Origin of the sequence: Streptomyces sp. NPDC005435, assembly GCF_040703155.1 — a bacterium.
GTDB lineage: Bacteria > Actinomycetota > Actinomycetes > Streptomycetales > Streptomycetaceae > Streptomyces.
This window is the reverse complement of record NZ_JBEXEQ010000008.1, coordinates 220079-243360: the sequence shown is the minus strand read 5'-3', so window position 1 is coordinate 243360 and position 23282 is coordinate 220079. Positions and strand designations below refer to the sequence as shown.

21 protein-coding genes are annotated in these 23282 nt (G+C 73.1%); 12 read left to right on the top strand and 9 right to left on the bottom strand.

Annotated features, from left to right (window positions below; genetic code table 11):
- Positions 1-69: 69 nt before the first annotated feature.
- The gene (locus AB0898_RS12790) at positions 70-1014 is read right to left on the bottom strand and encodes an amidohydrolase family protein (protein ID WP_366802908.1); all 945 of its coding nucleotides are present in this window, start codon (positions 1012-1014) and stop codon (positions 70-72) included.
- A 58-nt stretch (positions 1015-1072) separates the two neighbouring features.
- Here AB0898_RS12790 and AB0898_RS12785 point away from each other — a divergent pair, with 58 nt between their 5' ends.
- From AB0898_RS12785 to AB0898_RS12775, 3 genes are all read left to right on the top strand, one after another.
- On the top strand, positions 1073-1603 hold the full coding sequence (locus AB0898_RS12785; RefSeq protein ID WP_366802907.1) for a MarR family transcriptional regulator: 531 nt from the start codon (positions 1073-1075) through the stop codon (positions 1601-1603).
- Positions 1604-1920: 317 nt separating this feature from the next.
- Positions 1921-3048 carry an aminopeptidase P family protein gene (locus AB0898_RS12780; protein ID WP_366802906.1) on the top strand — a complete coding sequence of 376 codons (1128 nt, stop codon included), beginning with the start codon at positions 1921-1923 and terminating at the stop codon, positions 3046-3048.
- A 50-nt stretch (positions 3049-3098) separates the two neighbouring features.
- Positions 3099-4043 carry an aminoglycoside phosphotransferase family protein gene (locus AB0898_RS12775; RefSeq protein ID WP_366802905.1) on the top strand — a complete coding sequence of 315 codons (945 nt, stop codon included), beginning with the start codon at positions 3099-3101 and terminating at the stop codon, positions 4041-4043.
- Positions 4044-4081: 38 nt separating this feature from the next.
- Here AB0898_RS12775 and treZ read toward each other — a convergent pair whose 3' ends face one another.
- Positions 4082-5827, bottom strand: a complete 1746-nt coding sequence (gene treZ, locus AB0898_RS12770) for a malto-oligosyltrehalose trehalohydrolase (RefSeq protein WP_366802904.1) — start codon at positions 5825-5827, stop codon at positions 4082-4084.
- 191 nt (positions 5828-6018) lie between these two features.
- Between treZ and AB0898_RS12765 the strand changes: the two genes are divergently transcribed.
- Together AB0898_RS12765 and AB0898_RS12760 are read left to right on the top strand one after the other, a co-directional pair.
- Positions 6019-6570 (top strand): DUF1707 and FHA domain-containing protein, encoded by a 552-nt coding sequence (locus AB0898_RS12765; protein ID WP_366802903.1) that lies wholly within the window; start codon positions 6019-6021, stop codon positions 6568-6570.
- 95 nt (positions 6571-6665) lie between these two features.
- The gene (locus AB0898_RS12760; protein WP_366802902.1) at positions 6666-7079 is read left to right on the top strand and encodes an SSI family serine proteinase inhibitor; all 414 of its coding nucleotides are present in this window, start codon (positions 6666-6668) and stop codon (positions 7077-7079) included.
- Positions 7080-7097: 18 nt separating this feature from the next.
- On the opposite strand, the gene treY is transcribed toward AB0898_RS12760, so the two are convergent.
- Positions 7098-9470 carry a malto-oligosyltrehalose synthase gene (gene treY / locus AB0898_RS12755; RefSeq protein ID WP_366802901.1) on the bottom strand — a complete coding sequence of 791 codons (2373 nt, stop codon included), beginning with the start codon at positions 9468-9470 and terminating at the stop codon, positions 7098-7100.
- 98 nt (positions 9471-9568) lie between these two features.
- The gene (gene glgX, locus AB0898_RS12750; RefSeq protein ID WP_366802900.1) at positions 9569-11677 is read right to left on the bottom strand and encodes a glycogen debranching protein GlgX; all 2109 of its coding nucleotides are present in this window, start codon (positions 11675-11677) and stop codon (positions 9569-9571) included.
- Between the two features lie 436 nt (positions 11678-12113).
- Between glgX and AB0898_RS12745 the strand changes: the two genes are divergently transcribed.
- Both AB0898_RS12745 and AB0898_RS12740 read left to right on the top strand, forming a co-directional pair.
- Positions 12114-13352 carry an SAV2148 family HEPN domain-containing protein gene (locus AB0898_RS12745; protein WP_366802899.1) on the top strand — a complete coding sequence of 413 codons (1239 nt, stop codon included), beginning with the start codon at positions 12114-12116 and terminating at the stop codon, positions 13350-13352.
- 100 nt (positions 13353-13452) lie between these two features.
- Positions 13453-14175: a 3'-5' exonuclease gene (locus AB0898_RS12740; protein ID WP_366802898.1), complete on the top strand. Its 723-nt coding sequence runs from the start codon at positions 13453-13455 to the stop codon at positions 14173-14175.
- A gap of 31 nt (positions 14176-14206) precedes the next feature.
- Here AB0898_RS12740 and AB0898_RS12735 read toward each other — a convergent pair whose 3' ends face one another.
- Complete coding sequence (locus AB0898_RS12735) at positions 14207-15070, bottom strand: aminoglycoside phosphotransferase family protein (RefSeq protein WP_366802897.1); 864 nt, start codon at positions 15068-15070, stop codon at positions 14207-14209.
- A 178-nt stretch (positions 15071-15248) separates the two neighbouring features.
- Between AB0898_RS12735 and AB0898_RS12730 the strand changes: the two genes are divergently transcribed.
- The 5 genes from AB0898_RS12730 (at position 15249) to AB0898_RS12710 (ending at position 19651) form a co-directional block, all read left to right on the top strand.
- Positions 15249-16169 (top strand): sugar ABC transporter permease, encoded by a 921-nt coding sequence (locus tag AB0898_RS12730; RefSeq protein ID WP_366802896.1) that lies wholly within the window; start codon positions 15249-15251, stop codon positions 16167-16169.
- Positions 16166-16999: a carbohydrate ABC transporter permease gene (locus AB0898_RS12725; RefSeq protein WP_366802895.1), complete on the top strand. Its 834-nt coding sequence runs from the start codon at positions 16166-16168 to the stop codon at positions 16997-16999. Before AB0898_RS12730 ends, AB0898_RS12725 begins: the two co-directional genes overlap by 4 nt.
- Positions 16999-18288: an extracellular solute-binding protein gene (locus AB0898_RS12720; protein ID WP_366802894.1), complete on the top strand. Its 1290-nt coding sequence runs from the start codon at positions 16999-17001 to the stop codon at positions 18286-18288. Before AB0898_RS12725 ends, AB0898_RS12720 begins: the two co-directional genes overlap by 1 nt.
- 186 nt (positions 18289-18474) lie before the next feature.
- Positions 18475-19023: a DUF1697 domain-containing protein gene (locus AB0898_RS12715; RefSeq protein ID WP_366802893.1), complete on the top strand. Its 549-nt coding sequence runs from the start codon at positions 18475-18477 to the stop codon at positions 19021-19023.
- A 316-nt stretch (positions 19024-19339) separates the two neighbouring features.
- Positions 19340-19651 carry a hypothetical protein gene (locus tag AB0898_RS12710; RefSeq protein ID WP_366802892.1) on the top strand — a complete coding sequence of 104 codons (312 nt, stop codon included), beginning with the start codon at positions 19340-19342 and terminating at the stop codon, positions 19649-19651.
- Between the two features lie 16 nt (positions 19652-19667).
- On the opposite strand, the gene AB0898_RS12705 is transcribed toward AB0898_RS12710, so the two are convergent.
- Genes AB0898_RS12705 through AB0898_RS12690 form a run of 4 tightly spaced genes read right to left on the bottom strand, consistent with a single transcriptional unit; the run spans position 19668 to position 23230 of the window.
- Positions 19668-20408, bottom strand: coding sequence for a sirohydrochlorin chelatase (locus AB0898_RS12705; protein ID WP_366802891.1), 741 nt, complete (start codon positions 20406-20408; stop codon positions 19668-19670).
- Between the two features lie 6 nt (positions 20409-20414).
- On the bottom strand, positions 20415-21317 hold the full coding sequence (locus tag AB0898_RS12700; RefSeq protein WP_366802890.1) for an ABC transporter permease: 903 nt from the start codon (positions 21315-21317) through the stop codon (positions 20415-20417).
- Positions 21304-22083, bottom strand: a complete 780-nt coding sequence (locus tag AB0898_RS12695; RefSeq protein WP_366802889.1) for an ABC transporter ATP-binding protein — start codon at positions 22081-22083, stop codon at positions 21304-21306. The genes AB0898_RS12700 and AB0898_RS12695 overlap by 14 nt, the downstream gene beginning before the upstream one ends.
- A 34-nt stretch (positions 22084-22117) precedes the next feature.
- A complete protein-coding gene (locus tag AB0898_RS12690; RefSeq protein ID WP_366802888.1) occupies positions 22118-23230 on the bottom strand; it encodes an aliphatic sulfonate ABC transporter substrate-binding protein in 1113 nt (370 codons plus the stop codon).
- Positions 23231-23282: the final 52 nt, after the last annotated feature.

The window sequence follows — 23282 nt, the reverse complement described above, 5'->3', positions numbered from 1 at the left end:
ATGCCCCGCACCGTTGGTGCGGGGCATCGCGGTATGGCGTGGCGCGTCAGGTGCGCCCGGAGGGTGGGGTCAGCGGGCGAGGCGGGGGAAGAGCGCCTCGGCGTTGCCGCGGTCGATGGCCGCCGCCTGGCCCGGGGTGAAGTCCGGGTAGGTCTCCAGGAAGTGGTTGTAGTAGGAGCCGGCCTCCGTCGGGGCGAAGGGCCAGTCGCTGCCGTAGAGGACGTGCCCGGGCTCGGCGAAGGCGAGGAGGGCGGGCAGGGCGGAGGGGCTGGCGGACAGGGCGGTGTCGAAGTAGAACCGCTTGAGGGCGCGCACGATGTCGTCCGCGTCGCGCTCCGGGTCCACGACGGTGGAGGTCAGGCCGGAGAAGCGGTACGCGGCATACGGCAGGAAGCCGCCGCCGTGGGACAGGATCACGCGCACGTTGCGGTAGCGGTCCATGACGCCGTTGAGCACCATGTTCAGGGCGGTGCGGGTGGTGTCGAAGACGTAGTCCGCGAGCGGGGCGGGGGTGCCGGGCAGCAGCGTCATCGGGGGCTGCGCCGGGTGGACGAAGACGTTCGCCGAGCGGCGGTCCAGCTCGGCCCACAGGGGCTCGAAGTCCGCGTCGCCGAGGTACTTGCCGTGGGCGTTGGACATGAGGACCACGCCGTCGGCGCCCAGGACGTCGAGCGCGTACACGGCCTCGGCGACGGCGGCGTCGACGTCGGGCAGCGGGATGCTGGCGAAGTGGCCGAAGCGGTCCGGGTTGTCCTTGACGACCTCGGCGCCGTACTCGTTGACCGCGCGGGCCAGGCGGCGGGCGTCGGCGTCGTCGCCGAGGTGGACGCCGGGCGAGGTGACGGACATGACACCGGTGGCGATGCCCTGCTGGTCCATCATCGCGATCGCGCTCTTCGGGCTCCAGGCCGGGATGGCCCAGCCGCCGGAGTTCATGCCGCGCGCGGCCAGGGTCTCGGCCCAGACCGGCGGGACGATGTGGTTGTGAACGTCGATGCGTGCGGGGAAGTCCATGACTCAAAGCCTCCTAAAGCTTAGCTTGCTAACGACTTCATTTAGTAAGCTAACAGTCATGAGAGAAACAAGCAACCCCGCAGTGGACGACCGCCAGGAACCGGACCGCGACGAGGCGAGCGTGAGAGAGCTGGCGCAGGCCGCTGACCGGCTCTTCTACGCCATGCGCCGCTCCCGCGCGGCCACCGTGGGCCGCTCCGGGGCCGGACTGTCCATGGCCCAGCTCACCCTGCTGGAACCCCTCGCCGCGGACGCCCGGAGCGAGGGACTGCCGGTCGGCAGGCTCGCCGTCACGGCCGAGGTCAGCGTCCCCACCGCCACCCGGATGCTCAAGCAGCTCGAGACGTCGGGCGTGGTCACCCGGCAGCGCTCCCCGCACGACGAACGCCAGGTCCTCGTCCGCCTCACCGACGACGGCGCCGACCGGCTCGCCGCCATGCGGGCGGAGCTGCGGGCCCGCCAGTCCGAGGCGCTGTCGCACTTCGCCCCGCAAGAGCGCCGCGAACTCGCCGCCCAGCTCCAGCGCCTCGCCGCCGTCATCGGCGACACCGTCCCCCAGTCCGGCGAGGGGGAGTCCGCGCGGCGCTGACGCCGTACCGCGCCGTGGCCCTCGATGAGGTGATCCGCCGTACCGGCCGGCGACGGCCGCCCGTACGCCTTCGCACGCCCCCGCACGCCCCGCACCCTCCGCGCGCGGAAAACCGCTGGTCGTGCCCGTCCCCGGCCGCCGTGACGACCCCCTGCCGCCCGCTTGCCCCGCGCCTCGCCGCCGCGTCGTGTCCCGACCGGGTCGCGCGCGTCCGTGCGGGCGGGCAGGATGCTGCCCGGCACCGCTTCGCACCAGCACGCGCACCAGCACCACGACAGCACCCGCACCCGCACCACGACAGCGCCCGGAGGCACCGGATGACCGGTAGTACGCCCGCGCCCTTCACCGCCGACGACTACCGGGCCCGTATGGCCCGCGCGACCCGGGAGGCGGCCGACGCCGGACTCGCCGGGCTGCTGGTGGCGCCCGGACCCGACATGGTCTGGCTGACCGGTTACACCCCGCCCGCCGTGACCGAGCGGCTCACCCTGCTGGTGCTCACGCCCGGCAGCGAGCCGGTGCTCGTCGTGCCCACGCTGGAGGCCCCCGACGCGGAGGCGGCCGCCGGTTCTACGGCCCTCGGACTGCGCCCCTGGACCGACGGCGTCGACCCGTACGCCATGACCGCCGCCCTCCTCGACGGCCGGGGCCGCTTCGGCGTCAGCGACAACACCTGGGCCATGCATCTGCTCGGCTTCCAGCGCGCCCTGCCGCACAGCTCCTACGCCGCCCTCACCGACGCGCTGCCCATGCTGCGCGCGGTCAAGGACGCGGCCGAGGTCGAGCTGCTCGCGGCGGCCGGGGCGGCGGCGGACGCGGCGTTCGAGGAGATCCGCAAGGTGCCCTTCGCCGACCGCCGCGAGTCGGACGTGGCCCAGGACCTCGCGGACCTGCTGCGCCGCTTCGGCCACTCCCAGGTGGACTTCACCATCGTCGGCTCGGGACCCAACGGCGCCAACCCGCACCACGAGGTCGGCGACCGCTTCATCCGCCACGGCGACATGGTCGTCCTCGACTTCGGCGGCCTGAAGGACGGCTACGGCTCCGACACCACGCGCACCGTCCACGTCGGCGAACCCACCGACGAGGAACAGCGCGTGCACGACCTGGTGCGCGCCGCCCAGCAGGCGGGCTTCGAGGCCGTACGGCCCGGGGTGGCCTGCCAGGAGGTGGACCGCGCCGCCCGCGCGGTGATCACCGAGGGCGGGTACGGCGAGTACTTCATCCACCGCACCGGGCACGGCATCGGCGTCACCACGCACGAGCCGCCGTACATGATCGAGGGGGAGGAGCAGCCCCTGGTGCCCGGCATGTGCTTCTCCGTGGAGCCCGGTGTCTATCTGCCCGGCCGCTTCGGGGTGCGCATCGAGGACATCGTCACGGTGACCGAGGACGGCGGCCGGCGCCTCAACAACACCACGCGCGAGATGGTCATAGTGGACTGAGGGATGGAGGAGACCCCAGCGACCACCCACCGGAACGGCCCGCCACGACCATGACCCAGGCACCCGCACCCACCGTCGGCACCGTGCGCGCACTCGTCCGCTCCCTCCTCAGGGAACGCGCGCCCGTCAGGGGAGACGGCACGGCCGGCGACGGCTCCGCCGGGCTCGACGTCCGGCCGGTCGAGGGCGGCGACGGCTACACCTGGTGGGTCGGTGCCCGGCATGTGCTGCGGCTCGCCCCCGACCGCGAATCCGCCGCCCGGCTGCGCCGCGAACCCCGGCTGCGCGACCTGGTGCGCTCCCGGGTGCCCGTCGCCGTCCCGGCCGGGGTAGCGCACGGCGACTGGGTGCCCGGCCTCGCCTGTGTGCTCGACGCCCGGCTGTCCGGCGGCAGCGGCGACGAGCACGAGGTGTCCGCGCTCGGCGAGGCCGACCTCGCCGGACTGCTCTCCGGGCTGCGCGAGGTGTCCCCGCGCCAGGCCGAGACACTGGGCGTGCCGCGTACGCCGCCGCGCTCCCTGGAGGCCCTGCGCCGCATCGCCGCGCACACGGCCGAACGCCTCGCCGCGGCCGACGAGTTCGACCGCACCCTGCTCCAGCCCTTCCCGGCGACGGCCGCCGCCCGGCTCGCCGCGCAGCCCGGCACCGCCGTGCTCACCCACCACGGGCTGACCGGCGCGCGGGTCCTCGTCGGCACCGAGGGCCGGGTGCGTGCCGTTCTCGGCTGGGGCGGCGCGGCGCTGGGCGATCCGGCCGAGGACATCGCCGGGCTCGCCGCCGCCGTCGGCGCCCCGGCCGCCGTCCGCGCCGCGACCCTCGCCGGTTACGGGCCCCGCCCCTGTCTGCGCGGCCTGTGGCTGGCCCGCTGCGACACCCTCGTCCGCCTGGCGGCCCGGCTCGACGGCCGCACCGCCGACGACCCCGCGCTGCCGCGCACCCGGCTGCGGCGGGCCTGGGAACCGATCCTGCTGGAGCGGGTCACCGAGTTCGAGTGAGGGTGGCGGGCCTCAACTCCGTTGCTTTACAGGTCCGTTCAGACCCGCGCCAGCACCACACACGACTCGCCCGGCACCCGCAGCCGTCCGTCCGCGCCCGGCGCCTCCACCTCGTCCCACGCGGCGAGGACCTCCATACGGCCGCTGCCGAGCGGGATGGACGCCGGTTCCTTGCCCAGGTTCACCGCGACCCGTACGTCCCCGCGCCGGAACGCCAGCCAGCGGGCGTCCTCGTCGTAGGCCACGCTGGTGCCGGCGAGGGCGGGGCTGGTCAGGTCGGGGTACGCGTGGCGGAGCGCGATCAGGCGCCGGTACCAGTCGAGGACGCGGGCGTGCGCCGGCTGCTCCGGCTCCGACCAGTCCAGGCAGGACCGCTCCCGCGTCGCCGGGTCCTGCGGGTCGGGCACCTCGTCCTCGGACCAGCCGTGCGCGGCGAACTCCCGCCGTCTGCCCCGCCGTACGGCCTCGGCCAGCTCGGGGTCGGTGTGGTCGGTGAAGTACTGCCAGGGCGTGCCCGCCGCCCACTCCTCGCCCATGAACAGCATCGGCGTGAACGGCGCGGTGAGCGTCAGCGTGGCCGCGCAGGCCGTCAGACCGGGGGAGAGGCCGGCCGAAAGACGGTCGCCCTGGGCACGGTTGCCGATCTGGTCGTGGGTCTGGCTGTAGCCGAGCAGCCGGTGCCCGCCGAGCCGGGCGCGGTCCAGCGGGCGTCCGTGGCGCCGGCCCCGGAAGGTGGAGTACGTGCCGTCGTGGAAGTAGCCGCCGGTGAGCGTCTTGGCGAGCGCGGCGAACGGCGCGGCCGCGAAGTCCTCGTAGTAGCCCTGGGATTCACCGGTCAGCGCGGAGTGCAGGGCGTGGTGGAAGTCGTCGTTCCACTGGGCGTGCAGACCGAGGCCGTTCGCGGCGCGCGGGGTGATGTACCGGGGGTCGTTCAGGTCGGACTCGGCGATCAGGAACAGCGGCCTGCCCGTCTCGGCGGCGAGCGCGTCCACCGACTCCGACAGCTCTTCGAGGAAGTGGCGGGCGCGGGTGTCGTGCAGCGCGTGCACGGCGTCCAGGCGCAGCCCGTCCAGGCGGTAGTCCCGCAGCCAGGCCAGCGCGCTGTCCCGGAAGTACGCGCGCACCTCGTCCGAACCCGGCGCGTCCAGGTTCACCGCCGCGCCCCACGGCGTCTGGTGCGTGTCGGTGAAGTACGGCCCGAACGCGGGGAGATGGTTCCCCGACGGGCCCAAGTGGTTGTGCACCACGTCCAGTACGACACCGAGTCCCAGCTCGTGCGCCCGGTCCACGAACCGCTTCAGCGCCTCGGGTCCGCCGTACGGCTCGTGCACCGCCCAGGGCGCCACTCCGTCGTACCCCCAGCCGTGGACACCGGGGAACGAGGACAGCGGCATCAACTCCACGTGCGTGATGCCGAGTTCCGCGAGATGGGGGAGGCGGTCCGCCGCCGCGTCCAGGGTGCCCTCGGGGGTGTAGGTGCCGACGTGCAGCTCGTAGAGCACCGCGCCCGGCAGCCCGCGTCCCGTCCAGGGCGTCCGCCACTCGTAACGGTCGTGGTCCACGACCGCGCTCGGCCCGTCCGGACCGTCCGGCAGCCGGCGCGCGCGGGGATCGGGCAGCTCGGGCCCGTCGTCCAGCGCGAAGCCGTACCGGGTGCCGTCCGCCGCGTCCGCCTCCCCCGTCCACCATCCCGCGCGCCCCGGATCGCGTGCCAGCGCCTGCCGCGCCTGACCGCACCGGAGCGTGACCCGTTCTGCCTGTGGTGCCCACACCTCGAACTGCACGGACGGTTCCCCTTCGTCTGCTCATCGTGAGGTAGTCCGTCCATCGTGCCGCGAAAGCGATCAATCCGCTGTCGGATCAGGGCTTTCCGGGCGGGTGTCGCGGGGGCGTGCGCGGGGCGCGCAAGTACGCGCCGGGGGAGCGGACTTCCCCGTTCTGGACACCACGGGCCGCCTGACCGACAATCAGCAGCGTGACGTCGTCCTTCGAGTTCCCCGTCCGCGCCGCGCGGATCTCCGACGCGGAGCGCGACAAGGCGCTGCGCGTGCTGCGTGACGGCGCCGCCATGGGCCGGATGTCGCACGACACGTTCCTGCACCGCATGGAGCTGGTCCTCGCCGCGCGCAGCCACGCCGAACTCGCCGCCGTCACCGCGGACCTGCCCGGTGGAAACGGCTTCGCCCGCGCCCTGTTCGGCAGCGTGGGGGCCGTCTCCGGCTTCACCATGCGGCTCCGCAGGGCCTGGCAGGCCGAGCGGCTGCCCAAGCTGCTCCTGCCCCACCCCGGCCACGGCCACCCCCTGCGCATCGGCCGCGACCCGGCCAACGGGCTCCGCCTGAACCACGACACCGTCTCCCGCGTCCACGCCGAACTCCGCCACCAGGGCGGCCTGTGGGTCCTGCGCGACCTCGGCTCCACCAACGGCACCACGGTCAACGGCCATCGCGTGCTGGGCGCGACGGTGGTGCGCGACGGCGACCACGTCGGGTTCGGGAAGGTCATGTACCGGCTGTCGGCGAGCTGAGGCGGCTCGAACTGGCGTTCCTCCGCAGGTGGGTGGGCTCATCGTTCGGGTGACCTCCGCTGCGGAAGCCGCCCGCCCGTGCCGATGCACCGGGCATGACCATTCTCACCCGTGCGACAGCGGCGGCCGGTGCCCTGATGGCCGCCCTCGGCCTCCTCACGGCCGCCCCGGCCTCCGCCACTCCCCGCCCCGCCTTCCCCGGCGGCTGGCTCCACCTCACCGTCAGCCGGGGCGAGACCCTCGCCCCGGGTTCCCGCCGCGCCCTCCTCGTGTGCGACCCGCCGCGCGGCACCGCCCACGCGGCGCAGGCCTGCGCCCAACTCGCCGCGGCGGGCGGGGACATCGACCGCATCCCGCCGAAGGACGTCTTCTGCACGATGCTCTACGCCCCGGTCACCGCCCACGCCTCCGGTTTCTGGCACGGCCACCGCGTCGAGTACACCCACACCTTCTCCAACGGGTGCGTCATGTCCGCGCGGACGGGAGCGGTGTTCGCGCTGGACGCGTGACCGCTCGCCGTCCCCGCGTCAGACCCCCTCGGCGTCCTCGTCGGCCCGCTCCAGAAGCACCACCGGCAGCGGGCCGAAGAGGTCCGCCACCGGTACGCAGCCCTTGAACTCCCGGTCCGGGGTGAGGACGTCCCGCCAGCGGCCCGGGGGCAGGGAGAGCGTCGTCTGCCGCCAGCCGCCGGACTCGGCCAGCCGCAGGGACAGCCGGGTCACCGCCGTGATCACCTCGCCGGAGCGGGAGAAGGCCAGGCAGTGGTCGGCGGCCGGGCCCTCGACGGACAGCGGGGCGTACGTGCCCGAGGTGCCGAAGACGTCCGGACGGCGGCCGCGCAGCCGCAGCGCCGCCGCCGTCAGCGCCCCCTTCTCGCCGGGGGCCTTCGCGGGGAACGTGGCCGGGCGGCGGTTGTCCGGGTCCACCAGGGCCCGGTACTCCGCCTCCGTGCCCTGGTAGACGTCCGGGACGCCCGGCATCGTCAGATGGACCAGGGCGGTGCCGAGGACGTTGGCGCGGATGTGCGGGTCCAGGGCCTTGCGGAGGGCGGCCACGCGTTCACCGGGCGGCCCGCAGGGGCCCGCCGAGACGAACGCGGTCACGGCCTCCTCGTAGGGCGCCTCGCGCTCCGTCCAGCTCGTGTACAGGCCCGCCTCGCGCACGTGCTTGAGAAGGGACTCGCGGACGCGCTCCTCCTCCGCCGGGCCCAGGCCGAACACCGTCTGCCAGGCGGCCCAGGCGAGTTGGCCGTCCGGCGCCGGGCCGACGGTACGGGCCAGGTCCGCGAGCAGGGCGGCCCAGCGGCCCGGGCACTCGCTGAGCACCGCGAGCGCGGCCCGTACGTCGGCGCTGCGCTTGGTGTCGTGCGTGCTGACGACCGTGCCGGTGCCCGGCCAGTCGAGGGCCAGACGCGCGCAGTACGCGTGGAACTCGGCCGGGGAGACGCCCGGCCGGCCCGGATCGCCGCCGACCTCGTTCACCGACAGCAGCGGCACATAGCGGTAGAAGGCGGTGTCCTCCACGGACTTGGCGCGCAGCGCGGATGCGGTCTGCGCGAACCGGGTCCGGAACTCGGTGAGTTCGGGGACCGAGCCGTCGGCCGCACCGGTCAGCAGCGCCCGTACGACGTCCACCGCCTCCGCCTCCTCGGCCACCGCGAAGGCGCGCCGGGCCTCCTCCGCCGCCTGGGGCGTGATCACGGTGGCCGCGTCCTCGGAGGCGTACGGGCGGTAGACGCGCAGCCGGACGAGGAGTTCCTCCAGGGCCGTGCGCAGCGCCCAGGGGGCGCGGTCGCGCAGGGCGAGGTCGGGTGAGGCGGCGCACAGGCGGACGGCGGCACGGGTGAGGCGGTCGGCCTCGGCGGCCAGTTCATGGGTGAGCACCTTGTAGGCGGCCCGCCGTACGGTGGCCTCCCAGTCGCCGCCCCGGTCGGCCTGCGGGACCGCGAACGCCCGGTAGTGGTCGGCGAGTTCGCCGGTGCCTTCGGGGTCGGTGAAGAGGCCGTCGACATGGCGCAGGGCGTCGTAGCCGGTGGTGCCCGCCACGGGCCAGGAGGCGGGCAGCCGTTCGCCGTCGGCGAGGATCTTCTCCACCACGGTCCAGCGGCCGCCGGTCGCCTCGTGCAGCCGGGCCAGATAGGCGTCCGGGTCCGCGAGACCGTCCGGGTGGTCCACGCGCAGCCCGTCGATCACACCCTCGTCGAGCAGCCGCAGGATCGTCCCGTGGGTCGCGCCGAACACCTCGGGGTCCTCCACGCGGACCCCGATCAGCTCCGAAATGCTGAAGAAGCGGCGGTAGTTCAGCTCGGTGCGGGCAAGGCGCCACCACACCGGGCGGTACCACTGCGCGTCCAGCAGCTCCGGCAGCGGCAGGTGGGCGGTGCCCGGGCGGAGCGGGAAGGCGTGGTCGTGGTAGCGCAGCACGTCGCCGTCGACGACCAGCTCGTCCCGTACGGCCGCGACCGGGCCGCCCAGCACGGGCAGCAGCAGCCGGCCGCCGCGCACCTCCCAGTCGATGTCGAACCAGCGGGCGTACGGCGACTCGGGGCCCTCGCGCAGCACCTCCCACAGGGCGCGGTTGTGCCGGGGGGCCATCGCCATGTGGTTGGGCACGATGTCCACCACCAGGCCGAGCCCGTGCTCGTGCGCGGTGTGCGCGAGCGAGCGGAGCCCGGCCTCGCCGCCCAGCTCCTCGCGCACGCGCGCGGGGTCCGTCACGTCGTACCCGTGGGCGGAGCCCGGCACGGCCTCCAGGATCGGGGAGAGATGCAGATGGGAGACGCCGAGTTCCGCCACCTGGGGGACGGCCGCCTCGGCGGCGGCGAACGGGAACGAGGGCTGGAGCTGGAGTCGGTAGGTGGCCGTGGGCACGCCCGGCCGGGGTCGCGCGGCAGCAGTCATGCTGTGCTACGTACCCCGTGTGCCCGATTTCGTGACACCGGTCCCCGTACGGACCAGCGGCGACCCGTACGGACCGGCCACGACCACCCCCGGCCCCCTCACGCCGGCCGCTGCAGCACCGTAAGGCTCCGGTCCGGCAGCGTGATCCGCTCGCCCCCCGCCACCTTCGGCCCCGTATTCGGCGGTACTCCCTCGGGCCGGGCGGTGTCGACCACCACCTGCCACTGCCGGCCGTGGTCGGCCGGGACCAGGAAGTCCAGCGGCTCGGGGGAGGCGTTGAACATCAGCAGGAACGAGTCGTCCGCGATCCGCTCCCCGCGCGGCCCCGGCTCGGAGATCGCGTTGCCGTTGAGGAACACGGTCAGCGCGGACGCGGGCGCCGAGTCCCAGTCCCGCTGGGTCATCTCCTCGCCCTCGGGCGTGAACCAGGCGACGTCCGACAACTCGTCGTGGGTGCCCTCCACCGGGCGGCCGTGGAAGAAACGGCGCCGCCGGAACACCGGGTGGTCGCGGCGCAGCCACACCATCGCCCGGGCGAATTCCAGGAGTTCACCGCCGTCCTCGGGCCACTCCACCCAGGACAGCTCGTTGTCCTGGCAGTAGGCGTTGTTGTTGCCGCGCTGGGTGCGGGCGAACTCGTCACCGTGGCTGATCATCGGCACGCCCTGGGAAAGCATCAGCGTGGCAAGGAAGTTGCGCATCTGCCGGGTGCGCAGCTCGCGCACCTCCGGGTCGTCGGTGTCGCCCTCGACCCCGCAGTTCCAGGACCGGTTGTGGCTCTCGCCGTCCCGGTTGTCCTCGCCGTTGGCCGCGTTGTGCTTCTCGTTGTACGACACCAGGTCGTGCAGGGTGAAACCGTCGTGGCAGGTCACGAAGTTGACCGACGCGAGCGGCCGGCGCCCGTCGTCCTGGTACAGGTCGGAGGAACCGGTGAGCCGGGAGCCGAACTCCGCGAGCGCGCGCGGCTCACCGCGCCACAAGTCCCGTACCGTGTCGCGGTACTTGCCGTTCCACTCGGTCCACAGCGGCGGGAAGTTGCCCACCTGGTAGCCGCCTTCGCCCACGTCCCACGGCTCGGCGATCAGCTTCACCTGGGAGACCACCGGGTCCTGCTGCACCAGGTCGAAGAACGACGACAGCCGGTCCACCTCGTGGAACTGCCGGGCCAGCGTGGCCGCGAGGTCGAAGCGGAAGCCGTCGACGTGCATCTCGGTCACCCAGTACCGCAGCGAGTCCATGATGAGCTGGAGCACGTGCGGGGAGCGCATCAGCAGGGAGTTGCCGGTGCCCGTGGTGTCCATGTAGTAGCGCGGGTCCTCGGTCAGCCGGTAGTACGACGGGTTGTCGATGCCCTTGAACGACAGGGTGGGACCCAGGTGGTTGCCCTCGGCCGTGTGGTTGTAGACCACGTCGAGGATCACCTCGATACCCGCCTCGTGCAGCGCCCGCACCGCCGACTTGAACTCCAGGACCTGCTGGCCCCGGTCGCCCCAGGAGGCGTAGGCGTTGTGCGGGGCGAAGAAGCCGATGGTGTTGTAGCCCCAGTAGTTGGTCAGGCCCATGTCGGCAAGGCGGTGGTCGTTCACGAACTGGTGGACCGGCATCAGCTCAAGAGCCGTCACCCCGAGCTTGGTCAGATGCTCGATGATCGCCGGGTGGGCGAGCGCCGCGTAGGTGCCGCGCAGCTCCTCCGGCAGCCCCGGGTGGCGCATGGTCAGGCCCTTGACATGGGCCTCGTAGATCACCGTGTGGTGGTAGTCGGTGCGCGGCGGACGGTCGTCGCCCCAGTCGAAGTACGGGTTGATCACCACCGAGGCCATGGTGTGCGGCGCCGAGTCCAGGTCGTTGCGCTGGTCCGGGGCGTCGAAGTGGTAGCCGTACACCTCCTCGCCCCACCGGACCGCCCCGCTGACCGCCTTGGCGTACGGGTCGAGCAGCAGCTTGGCCGAGTTGCAGCGCAGCCCGCGCCCGGGCTCGTAGGGGCCGTGGACACGGAAGCCGTAGCGCTGGCCCGGCATGATGCCCGGGACGTACGCGTGCCGCACGAACGCGTCACTCTCCCGCAGTTCCACCGCCGTCTCGGAGCCGTCGTCGTGCAGCAGACACAGCTCTGCTCGGTCCGCGGCCTCCGTGAAGACCGCGAAGTTGGTTCCGGCGCCGTCATAGGTGGCACCGAGTGGATACGCCTCTCCAGGCCAGACCTGCATGGACACGACTCTTTCAGGTGGGCGGCCCCGCTGGGGGCGCGTCGGCGGCGAGTCTCCCCGAAAGTGAGGGACCCTCAGAGGACTACCCCGTCTGGTGCCCCCATGGCGCCTCGGTTCCGCACCGGCCGGATATCGGCCGGGACACGGCTCCCGGGCGAGCCCGGGACGGCCCCGGGTCAACACGGGGCTCCGCCGTGTCGCCCCCCGGTGCCAGGACGGTCCGGCAGCGCCCGCACCTGCGCGGACGCGGCCGCCCCGGCGCCCCCACCGCTATGAATCCGCTCACTCCCGCCTCTCGCGCGGTGCGGAACCCCCACTGCGCGTCGGGAAGTTGAGAAACCGACCTGTCCATCCGGCTGCACCGCCCGCCGCTCCCGGAGTACCCTTCCTTGATCGTTGGGACGGGGAAGGTCCGGGGGACGGAAGGCGGTGCAGGGTGGGGTCGGGAGGGCTGGAGCTGCCCCCTGGTGGCGAGGGTCACGAGGGGAGCTCCACGGACGTCCCGCCCGGCGCGGTGTCCCTGGCACGGCCGATGGACGCGGGGTCGATCGGACCGGAACTGGACTGGGACGCGAGCGCCTGGCTGGAGGTGCGCACCCGCGCCCAGCGGGCCGGCCGGGCCTACATCTGGCTGAACCTCGTCGAACAGCGGCTGCGCGCCGTCGTGGCCGCCGTGCTGCGCCCGGTCTACGAGCCCGTCCACGGCGACGACTGGGTGGTGGCCGCTGCCGGACCCGCCGGACAGGAGTGGGTGCAGCGGGCCGTCGCGGTGCGTGAAGTCAGCCGTCGCAAGGGCTACTTGCTCGACCCGGCCGACGACAACGTGCTCAGCTTCCTGACGTTGCCCCAGCTGCGCGAGCTGATGGTGCAGCACTGGCCGTGCTTCGAGCCGTACTTCGACGAGCGGCGCGATCTCGAACTCGCCCTGGACGAGCTGGAGGTGACGCGCAACGTCGTCTCCCGCAACCGCGCCCTGTCCGAGGCCGTCCTCGGCCAGGCCGAGCGCGCCTCGAGCCGCCTCCTCGAACTGCTCGGCGCGGGCGGCGACGTGCCCTCGGCGGGCCGGCTGCGGGTGGACGCGGTCGAGGACCTGGTCGGCGACCGGTACGCGGACGTGGTGGCCGTCCACCCCGACCGGGTGCGCCTGATGCGGCAGTTCCCGGCGGAGGACCTGTTCGGCGGGGCCCGGCGCCTGGACGCCATCGGCATCGGGCTCAACCTGCTGGTGCAGAACTTCTCGGGACGCCGCCTGGTCCGGCTCGCGGAGACCGGCTGCCGGGTACGGCTGCTCTTCCTCAACCCGGCCTCCAGCGCGGTCAAGCGCCGTGAGCGCGAACTCGGCATGAAACGCGGCGAGTTGAGCCGCTCGGTCGAGATGAACATCCTGCACATGCGCCGGGTCCGCTCCCGGCTGCGCGACCCCGGCGCCTTCGAGATCCAGGTCTACGACGAGACACCGCGCTTCACCGCCTATCTGGTGGACGGGGACGGCGCGGACGGGGTCGGTGTGGTGCAGTCCTATCTGCGCGGGGCGCGGGGCATGGAGTCGCCGGTGCTGGTGCTGCGCGGCGGCAGCCGGGTGGTCCGCCCCGACCAGGTGGGCGAGGCCGGTCTCTTCCCGACCTACCGTGAGGAATTCGAAACGGCTTGGGTGGATTCGCGCCCGGTGTCCTGATTCGTCCCGCCGTGGGGTGGGGGCCGCCCGGGGATTGTCAGTGCCGCGTGCCATGGTGGAGACCACTGGGGGGAACGCACCACCACGAAGGGGGACACCCATGGCCTGGCACCGCCAACCACTGACCGGCTTCGACCTGGAGACGACCGGAACCGACCCGCAGGAGTCGCGCATCGTGACCGCCGCCGTCCTGGAGGTCCGAGCGGGCGAGCTCGCCGGCCGCCGGGAATGGCTCGCGGACCCGGGCGTGGAGATCCCGGCCGACGCGGTCGCGGTGCACGGCGTCAGCAACGAACGCGCCGCCGCCGAGGGCCGCCCGGCCGACCAGGTCGCCGACGCCGTGGCGGACGCCCTCGTCTCGTCCTGGCGGGCCGGCATACCGGTCGTCGCCTACAACGCCGCCTTCGACCTCACCCTGCTCTCCGCCGAACTGCGCCGCCACGGCCTGCCGTCGCTCACCGAGCGGCTCGGCGGCGAGCCCCTGGGCCCGGTGGTCGACCCGTACACGATCGACCGCTGGGTGGACCGCTACCGGCGCGGCAAGCGCAACCTGGAGGCCGTCTGCGCCGAGTACGGCATAGTGCTCGGCACCGCCCACGACGCCTCGGCCGACGCCCTCGCCGCCGCCCGCCTCGCCGTCGCGATAGCCGAGCGGCACCCGAAGATCGCCGCGCTGGGCCCGGCCGAGCTGCACCGGCGCCAGATCGAGTGGTACGCGGCCTGGGCGGCGGACTTCCAGAGCTTCCTGCGGCGCAAGGGCGATGCCGAGGCCGTGGTGGACGGGAGCTGGCCGGTGCGGGAGCTGGTGGAGGAGCGGGTCTGAGCCGGCGGCCCGGTTTCCGGGGGCTCCGGGCTCAGAACGGGAACCAGCGCACCGACTCGTCCCCGTCCCGCAGCGACGCCACCCGGCGCTCGAACTCCGCGAGCGCCTTGGGGTTGGCGGGCGCGTGCTGGGCCACCCAGGCACAGCTGGCCGTCTCGCGGGCGCCGCGCAGCACCGAGCAGCCCTCCCACGCGCGCACGTCCCAGCCGTACGCCTCGGTGAAGGCGTCGTACTTCTCGGCGGGCAGGCCGTAGCGGTCGCGGGAGAGGGCCATCACCACGAGGTCGTGCTCGCGCAGGTCGGCGGAGAAGGTCTCCAGGTCGACCAGGACCGGCCCGTCGGGCCCGATGTGCACATTGCGCGGCAGCGCGTCGCCGTGGATCGGACCGGGCGTCAGGTGCGGGGTCAGCGCGGCCGCCGCCGGGGCGAAACCGTCGCGCCGGTCGCGCAGGTAGTCCGCGTCCGCCGGGTCGATCGCGTCGCCCGCGAGGCGCAGCCAGCGCTCCACCCCGCCCAGCAGCTCCCGGGCCGGCAGCGCGACGGGCGGCGCGGGCAGCGCGTGCACGATCCGCAGCAGCCGCGCGAGGTCCTCGGGCTCGGCCGGGCGTACGGCGTCGGGCAGCCGGTGCCACACGGTCACCGGGTGGCCGTCCACGAGCACCGGCTCGGCCTCGGCGGCGCGCACCGCCGGTACGCCCTCGGCGGCCAGCCAGCCCGCGACCGCCAGTTCACGCCGGGCGCGCTCCAGCAGGCTCTCGTCGCGGCCGACCTTGACCACGAGATCCCCGGCGGCGAAGACGGCGTTCTCCCCGAGGGCGAGGAGCCGCGCGTCCCGCGCCGGGCCGGGCAGCACCTTCGCCCCGGCCAGTACGTCCCGCGCCCGCGCCTCGTCCATCGTCCGCCTCCGTGTCCCGTTCCCACGCCTGTGCCGGGGCGCGTACGACCCCGGTCTCCGGCCAGTCTCGCATTCGCACAGGTCGGACCGTGTGCGCGGGCCCTTGACGCGATGACGGCCCTTCGCAACCATGAACACGCCAATCCTGGGAGCGATGGGGCCGACGGGGGCTGATGCCATGACGACGGTTGCCGAGGCGGCCGCACGGCCGGGCACACGCCCCGCGCCCGCCCGCGACCACGGCGCCTGGTTCCTGGTGCTGCCCGCCCTGATCCCGATCCTCGTGCTCAGCGTGGGCCCGCTGCTCTACGGCATCCTGCTCGCCTTCACCGACGCGCAGTCGGGGCGCACCGCCGCCACCCGCTGGACCGGCGTCCTCAACTTCCAGGACCTGCTGCACGACACCCTGTTCTGGGAGTCCTTCCGCATCGGCCTGCTGTGGGCCGTCGGCGTCACCGTGCCCCAGTTCCTGCTGGCGCTCGGCCTCGCCCTGCTGCTCGACCAGGACCTGCGGCTGCGCCGCCTCGCCCGCGCGCTGGCCATCGTCCCGTGGGCCATGCCCGAGGTCGTCGTCGGCGTCATGTGGCGCCTGGTCTACAACCCGGACGCGGGCGTCCTCAACGAGACGCTGCGCGACCTCGGCATCGGCGGCGGCCGGGACTGGCTCGGCACCCTCACCACCGCGCTGCCCGCCGTCATCGTCGTCGGCGTCTGGGCCGGGATGCCCCGCACCACCGTCGCCCTGCTCGCCGGACTCCAGAACGTGCCCCGCGAACTGCGCGAGGCCGCCGCCGTGGACGGCGCGGGCGCCTGGCGCCGCTTCCGCGCGGTCACCTGGCCCGCGCTGCGACCGGTCGCCCTCGCCGTCACCTCGCTCAACCTGATCTGGAACTTCAACGCCTTCGCCCTGGTGTACGTGCTCACCGGCGGCGGACCCGGCGGCCGCACCCGGCTGCCCATGCTGTTCGCCTACGAAGAGGCCTTCCGCTACGGCCAGTTCGGCTACGCGGCGGCGATGGGATGCGTGATGGTCGCGGTGATCTCGGTCCTGCTCGCGGTGTTCCTCGCAGGGCGGCTGCGCGGGGGCGAGGACCGGTGAGGACCCGCCCCGCCGCGCGCGCCGCCCAGTACGCGGCCCTGCTCGCCTACCTGGTCTTCCTGGCCTTCCCGCTGCTCTGGCTGCTCTCCACCGCCTTCAAGCCGCCCCGCGAACTGGCCTCCCTGCACCCCACCTGGATCCCGCGCCACCCCACCCTCGCCAACTTCCGCCGCGCCCTGGACGAACAGCCCCTCGCGCACGCGGCGTTGACCTCCCTGCTGGTGGCCCTCGCCACGGCCGTCGTCGCCGTCGTGATCGCCACCCCGATGGCGTACGTCATCGCCCGGCGCCCGGGGCTGCTCTCCCGCGCGGCCACCGGCTGGGTGGTGGTCAGCCAGGCGTTCCCCTTCGTGCTGCTGATCATCCCGCTGTTCCTGCTGCTCAGGCGGCTGCGGCTGATCGACTCGGCGCCCGGGCTGGTACTGGTCTGCGTGGTGTGGTCGCTGCCGTTCGCGCTGTGGCTGCTGGTCGGGCAGATGCGCACCGTGCCGGTCGAGTTGGAGGAGGCGGCGGCCGTGGACGGTGCCGGACGGGTGCGGACGCTGGTGTCGGTGACGGCGCCGCTGCTCGCGCCGGGGATCGTGGCGACGGCGCTCTTCGCGTTCGTCACCGCCTGGAACGAGTTCTTCTTCGCACTCGTCCTGCTCAAGAGCCCCGGCACACAGACGCTGCCGGTGGTGCTGACCCACTTCATCGGCGCCGAGGGCGCCGCGGACCTCGGGCCGCTCGCCGCCGCGGCCTTCCTGGCCACGCTGCCCTCCCTGGTCTTCTTCGCGCTGGTCCAGAAGCGGCTGTCGGGCGGGCTGCTCGCCGGGGCGGTGAAGAGCTGATGCCGGCGCGTACCCGGATCGCCGCGGCCGCCGTCGCGCTCCTGCTGCTGCTCGCGGGCTGCTCCTCCGGCCGGAGCGGTGGCGGTGACGGCAAGGTCGTGCTGCGCTTCCAGTCCCTCGCCTGGCAGCCCGAGTCCGTCGCCGCGACCAGGAAGCTGGTCCGGGAGTGGAACGCGAGCCACGGCCGCGTGAAGGTCGAGTACGTCCAGGGCAGTTGGGACTCGGTCCACGACCAGCTGCTCACCTCCTTCGAGGGCGGCGAGGCCCCCGACGTCATCCACGACGCCTCGGACGACCTCGCCGACTTCGCCCACGGGGGTTATCTCGCGGACCTCTCCGGACTGCTCCCGAAGAGGCTCAAGTCCGACATCCCCGCGAGCAGTTGGGACACCACGCGCTTCGGGGACGGCGTCTACGGCGTGCCCTTCCTCCAGGAACCGAGGGTGCTGATCGCCGACGCGAAGTGGCTGCGGGCGGCCAAGGTGCGCGTGCCGACACCCGAACACCCCTGGACCTGGCCGGAGTTCAGAGCGGTCACCAAGAAGCTCAGCGGGCCCGGGAAGTACGGCGTGGCCTGGCCGTTCAAGGAGCCTGTCTCCGCGACCCTCAACCTCTCCCTCTCCGCGGGCGGCCGGCTCTTCCACCAGGGCGCGGACGGAAAGGTGAGCGTGCGGTTCGGGCCCGGCGACGCCGTCGTACCGCGCACCGTCCACGACCAGGTCGCCGTCGACCACAGCGCCCCCGCCTCGACCCTCGGCAGCGGCGGCTCCGACACCCTGCCGGGCTTCTTCGGCGGCAAGTACGCCATGGTCCCGCTCGGCTTCTCCTACCGCCAGCAGGTCGCGCTCCAGGCGCCCGAGGGCTTCGACTGGGAGGTGCTGCCCGCGCCCGCCGGGTCCGACGGACTCACCCAGGGCGTCAGCCCGCAGACCCTGTCCATCGCCGCCGACTGCCCGCACAAGAAGGAGGCCGCGACCTTCCTCGACTTCCTGCTGCGGCCGCCCAACATGGTCCGCCTCGCCCTCGGCGACTGGATGCTGCCCACCGGCACCGAGGCCCTGAAGGACCCCGCCCTGCACACCCGGAAGAACGGCTGGGCCACCGGCACCGCCCTCGCCGCCCACCTCAGGCCCGCCCCGGCCCAGTCCGTGCGCGGCTACCCGGAGTGGAAGGACAAGGTGGCCACCCCGGCCTACCAGGAGTACTACTCCGGCTCGATCGGACTCTCCGAACTGCGTCACCGACTGCAACGGGACGGCAACCTTGTTCTCGCCCGCTACCAGCGCTGACGTGGTGTCCGATCCGCCCTTCGTAGATCCACTTTGCGATGACAAAAACTTGTTGAACAAGTCACAGCCGCGTGTAGGAGTTGATCCGGGCCCGCTCGATCCGTAAGAGTTCCGACGTACCGGTCCCGCCGGTCACGGCCGTCGTGCCCACCCCCACGGGGCACGACGGCCCCTTACGGTGGGCGGATGACGACGACCTACGCGGCGCTGCTGCGCGGCATCAACGTCGGGGGCGCCAAGAAGGTCCCCATGGCCGACCTGCGCACCCTGATGACCGGCCTCGGCTACGACGGCGTACGCACCCATCTCCAGAGCGGCCAGGCGGTGTTCAGCACCGACGCCCGCGAAGCGGCCGCACTGGAAGCCGAGTTGAGCCGGGCCATCCACGAACACTTCGGCTTCTCCGTCGACGTGATCGTGCGCGACCACGCCTACCTGAGCGCCGTGGCCGACGCCTGCCCCTTCCCGGCGGACCAACTCGCCCCGAAACAGCTCCACATCACCTACTTCTCCGCGCCGGTCACCGCCGGCCGCTTCGCGGAGATCGACCAAGCCGCCTATCTCCCCGAGGACTTCCGCCTCGGCGACCGCTGTCTCTACCTGTACGTCCCCGACGGCCTCGGCCGCAGCAGGCTCGCCGAGGTGCTGGCCCGGCCGCGCCTCACCAAGGGGCTGATCGCCACCTCCCGGAACTGGAACACCGTGCGCAAGCTGGTGGAGCTGACGGAGGGGTGACGGCGGGCGAAGGCGGGGTGGCGGCGGGGCGAACGCGGTCCGCGCCGACGCGGGCATGTCAGCGCCCGGATGTCAACCCCACGCCCGCGGAATGAGGTTGGCCGATAGTCGATGCCCGGGGTCACGGTGCGGAAGTGAAACGTGAGGGCAGGCGTCGAAAGCCGCCGGACGCATGGCGCACCGTGATGGACACCATCGGTTTTCGGCCTCGCCCCACCTCGTTTTCGGCCCCCGATCCGGTGGCCGGAACCCGCACGGGTACCCCTTCCCTCGGTAACGTCGGCCTCCGGTCCCGGATCAGGAGTGAGGACAGGTCTTGAGCACGTACGACCAGCACGGCAACATGCCCGGCGGGTACGCATACGAGGCAGCGGCCCGGGGATGGCTCGAACTGGAGACCCTGATCGAGCTGGCGGAGGGGCTCACCGCCGCACTGCACACCGAGTACCCGGCCCTCGTCGGCTACGGGGAGTCGATCCAGGCCGAGCTGGCGCTCTCCGCCGAGGACGGGCTGCCGCCCAACCGGGGCCGCATCCGCTCCGCCCTGGAGGCGGTCAGCATCGGCGCCGGGGCGGGCACCGGCAGCCTCACCTACACCCAGCGGCTCATCAACGGACTCAAGCTCTGACCCGCCGGCCGGCCGCTCAGACGCCCACCGGCACCGGGAGCGAGGCGGCCGCGCCGGCGTAGCGCTCCAGCAGGACGCGGGCCACCTCCGGCGCCGGGCCCAGCACATCGGCCAGCACGTCCGCCCCGGCCGCACCCCGCGCGATGCGGTCGGGCAGGAAGCCCGGGGCCAGGACGTACGGCGCGACGGCCACCCGCTCGCAGCCGAGCGCACGCAGCTCGCGGACCGCGTCCTCGGTGCGCGGCAGTGCGGCGGAGGCGTACGCGGGCCGCACGGCCCGCCAGCCGGTGCGCCGCCACTCCCGCGCCACGCGGTCGATCACCGCGATGGCCTCCGGGTCCGAGGACCCGGCCGAGGCGAGTACCACCCCGGTCGCGGCCCGGTCGGCGCGCCGCACCCCGGCCTCGTACAGCCGGCGTTCCAGCGCGCCGATCAGCAGCGGCGACGGGCCGAGCACCTCGGCCTGGCGGATCCGCAGCCCGGGCGGCGCCTCCCGCAGGACGGCCGGGATGTCGGCCTTCGCGTGGAAGGCGCGGGTCAGCAGCAGCGGCTGGGCCACCACGTTCCGCACCCCGCGCGCGGCCAGCGACTCCAGCACCGCGCTCACGGACGGGGTGTCGAAGTCCAGGAAGCCCGTCTCCACGTGCAGCCCCGGCCGCAGCGCCCGTACCCGCGCCACCAGCGCGTGCACGGTCGCTGCGTGCCGCGGATCACGGCTGCCGTGGGCGACGACGAGGAGAACGGGCTTGTGGAACATGGGACTTCAGCTCTTCACCAGCAGGCCGCGGCTGCGCAGCACCCACCGCTCCAGCGGACTGAAGAGCAGCAGGTCGATCGCGATGCCGACGAACAGGATCAGCAGGATGGCCTCGAACACCATGGCCATGTCGAGGGCGTTGCGGCCGTTCTCCAGCAACTGGCCGAGGCCGACGCCCAGATCGGGGAAGGACGCGATGATCTCCGCCGCCATGAGCGAGCGCCAGGCGAACGCCCAGCCCTGTTTCATCCCGGCGACATAGCCGGGCAGGGCGGCGGGCAGCAGGACGTGCCAGACACCGCGCAGCCCGGAGGCGCCCATGGTGCGGCCCGCCCGCAGGAACAGCGGGGGCACCTGGTCCACCCCGGACACCAGGCCGTTGGCGATGGAGGGGACCGCGCCGAGCAGGATCACGGCGTACATCATCGAGTTGTTCAGGCCCAGCCACATCACCGCCGGCGGCACCCAGGCCACCGAGGGCAGCGACTGGAGCCCGGACAGGATCGGCCCGATGGCCGCCCGGACGAACCCCACCCGCGCCACCAGCAGCCCCAGCGGGGTGCCGATGACCAGGGCGAGAAGGAAGCCGAGCAGACCGCGCGAGACGCTGGTCCAGATGTAGCCGAGGAGCTTGCCCTCCAGCCAGTCGTGCTGGACCACGTGCCACACCGCCGACGGCGGGGGCAGCTTGGTCGGGTCGTCGACGACCTTGAAGCTCACCAGCGCCTGCCACACCAGCAGGACCAGCAGCACCGCGGTGACGGGCGGCAGGACCTTGTCGACGAGGGTACGGCGCAGCGGCGGCCGGCCCGGACCCGCCGTCTCCAGCGCGTCCAGGCCCGCCTCGACGCCGCCGTCGGCGACGGGCGCCGGCTCGGGAGTGGTGGTCGTGGTCTCAGTGCCTGCCATGGCGGCTGATCTCCCCCCGCAGTACTTCGGTGATCTCCAGGGACAGTTCCGCCACGGGGGCGTCCTCGATGCGGCGCGGCTGCGGGATGTCCACCGTCCACTCGCGGGCCACCCGGCCCGGGCGCGAGGACAGCAGCACCACGCGCTGGGCGAGCCGTACCGCCTCGCGCACGTTGTGCGTCACGAACAGCACCGACAGACCGGTCTCGGCCCAGATGCGGGTCAGCTCGTCGTGCAGCACGTCCCGCGTGATCGCGTCGAGTGCGGCGAACGGCTCGTCCATCAGCAGCAGTCCGCTCTCCTGCGCCAGCGCGCGGGCGAGGGCCACCCGCTGGCGCATACCGCCGGACAGCTCGTGCACCCGCTTGCCGTACGCGCCGTTCAGCCGGACCAGGCCGAGCAGCTCCTCGGTGCGGGCGCGCCGGTCGGACTTGGGAACTCCCCGCAGTTTCAGGGCGAGTTCGATGTTCTTGCCCGCCGTGAGCCAGGGGAAGAGCGCGTGCTCCTGGAACATCAGGGCGGGGCGGCCGTCCGTCGCGATGGACCCGGCGGTGGGCCGGTCCAGGCCCGCCACCAGGTTCAGCAGCGTGGACTTGCCGCAGCCCGAGGCCCCCAGGAGGGTGACGAACTCACCCGGCGCGACGTCGAGGCTGATGTCGTCGAGGACGGGCTGCGCTCCGCCCGGTCCCGCGAAGGACTTCGATACGTGATCGAGGCGGGCGGCGTACTCGGTCGCCGGTCCGGCCTTGGCGAGGGTGGTGGCCATGGTCGTCACCTCCTGGGAATCGTCGGGTACCGGGTCAGCTGGTGCCGAGACCGGCGGCGTCGACCTTGGGCTCGCCCTCGGCGGCCAGGACCTTGTTGAGGATCGTCAGGTCGTAGATCCCCTTCAGCGCGGGCTTCTCCAACAGGCCCGCCTTGACCGCGTGTTCGGCCTCGGTGTTCAGGGTGGCCGCCAGCGGGTCGTCGGTGACCTGGATCGACTTCCAGGCCGGGTCGAGGACTTCGGCGGGCAGTGCCTTGCCGGAGTCGGCTTCCAGCTGCTTGTTCGCCGCCGACTTCGCCTCGTCCGGGTGGGCGTTGATCCACTTGTTGGTGCGCACCGAGGCCCGCAGGACCGCCTCGACGGCCTTCGGGTGGGCCTTGAGGAACTTCTGCGACACGATGATGTTGGTGATCACGAACTTCTTGTCCGGCCACAGGTCGGACTCGTCGAGCAGTACCTTGCCGCCCTCGGCGACCAGCTTCGACGCGGTCGGCTCCGGCACCCAGGCGCCGTCGATCGAGCCGTTCTTGAAGGCGTCCGGGGTCACCTTGTTGTCGCTGCGGACCACGGTGACCGCGCCCTTGCCGCTCTGCGCGTCGACCTTCCAGCCCTGCTCCGCCGCCCAGTTGAGGAACGCCACGTCCTGGGTGTTGCCCAGCTGCGGGGTGGCGATCTTCTTGCCCTTGACGTCCTTGAGGGACTTGACCTTCTTGGGGTTCACGACCAGCTTGACCCCGCCCGACGCCGAACCGCCGACGATCTTCAGGGACTTGCCGCCGGACTTGGTCCAGCCGTTGATCGCGGGGGAGGGGCCGATCCAGCCGATGTCGATGGAGCCGGAGTTGAGCGCCTCGATCTCGGAGGGGCCCGCGTTGAAGGTGGCGTACTGGGCCTTGGTGCCGCCCAGTTCCTTCTGGAAGACGCCCCGGTCCCGGCCCACCAGAGCGGTCGCGTGGGTGAGGTTGCCGAAGTAGCCGATCTTCACGGTGTCGAGGCCGTCGATCTTCTTCGCCCCGGCGGCGACCTTCTGGGCGGAGTCGTCCTTGGCGGCCTCGGAGCCGTAACCGCAGGCCGCGAGGGCCAGCAGGGGGAGTACGGCGAGCACGGGGAGGCCCCGGCGGGCGAGGGGTGCGCGAGTGGCAGGCACGGGAGGTGTTTCCTCTCGTCGGCCCGGCGGTCACGGAAGTGTCAATCCGTGG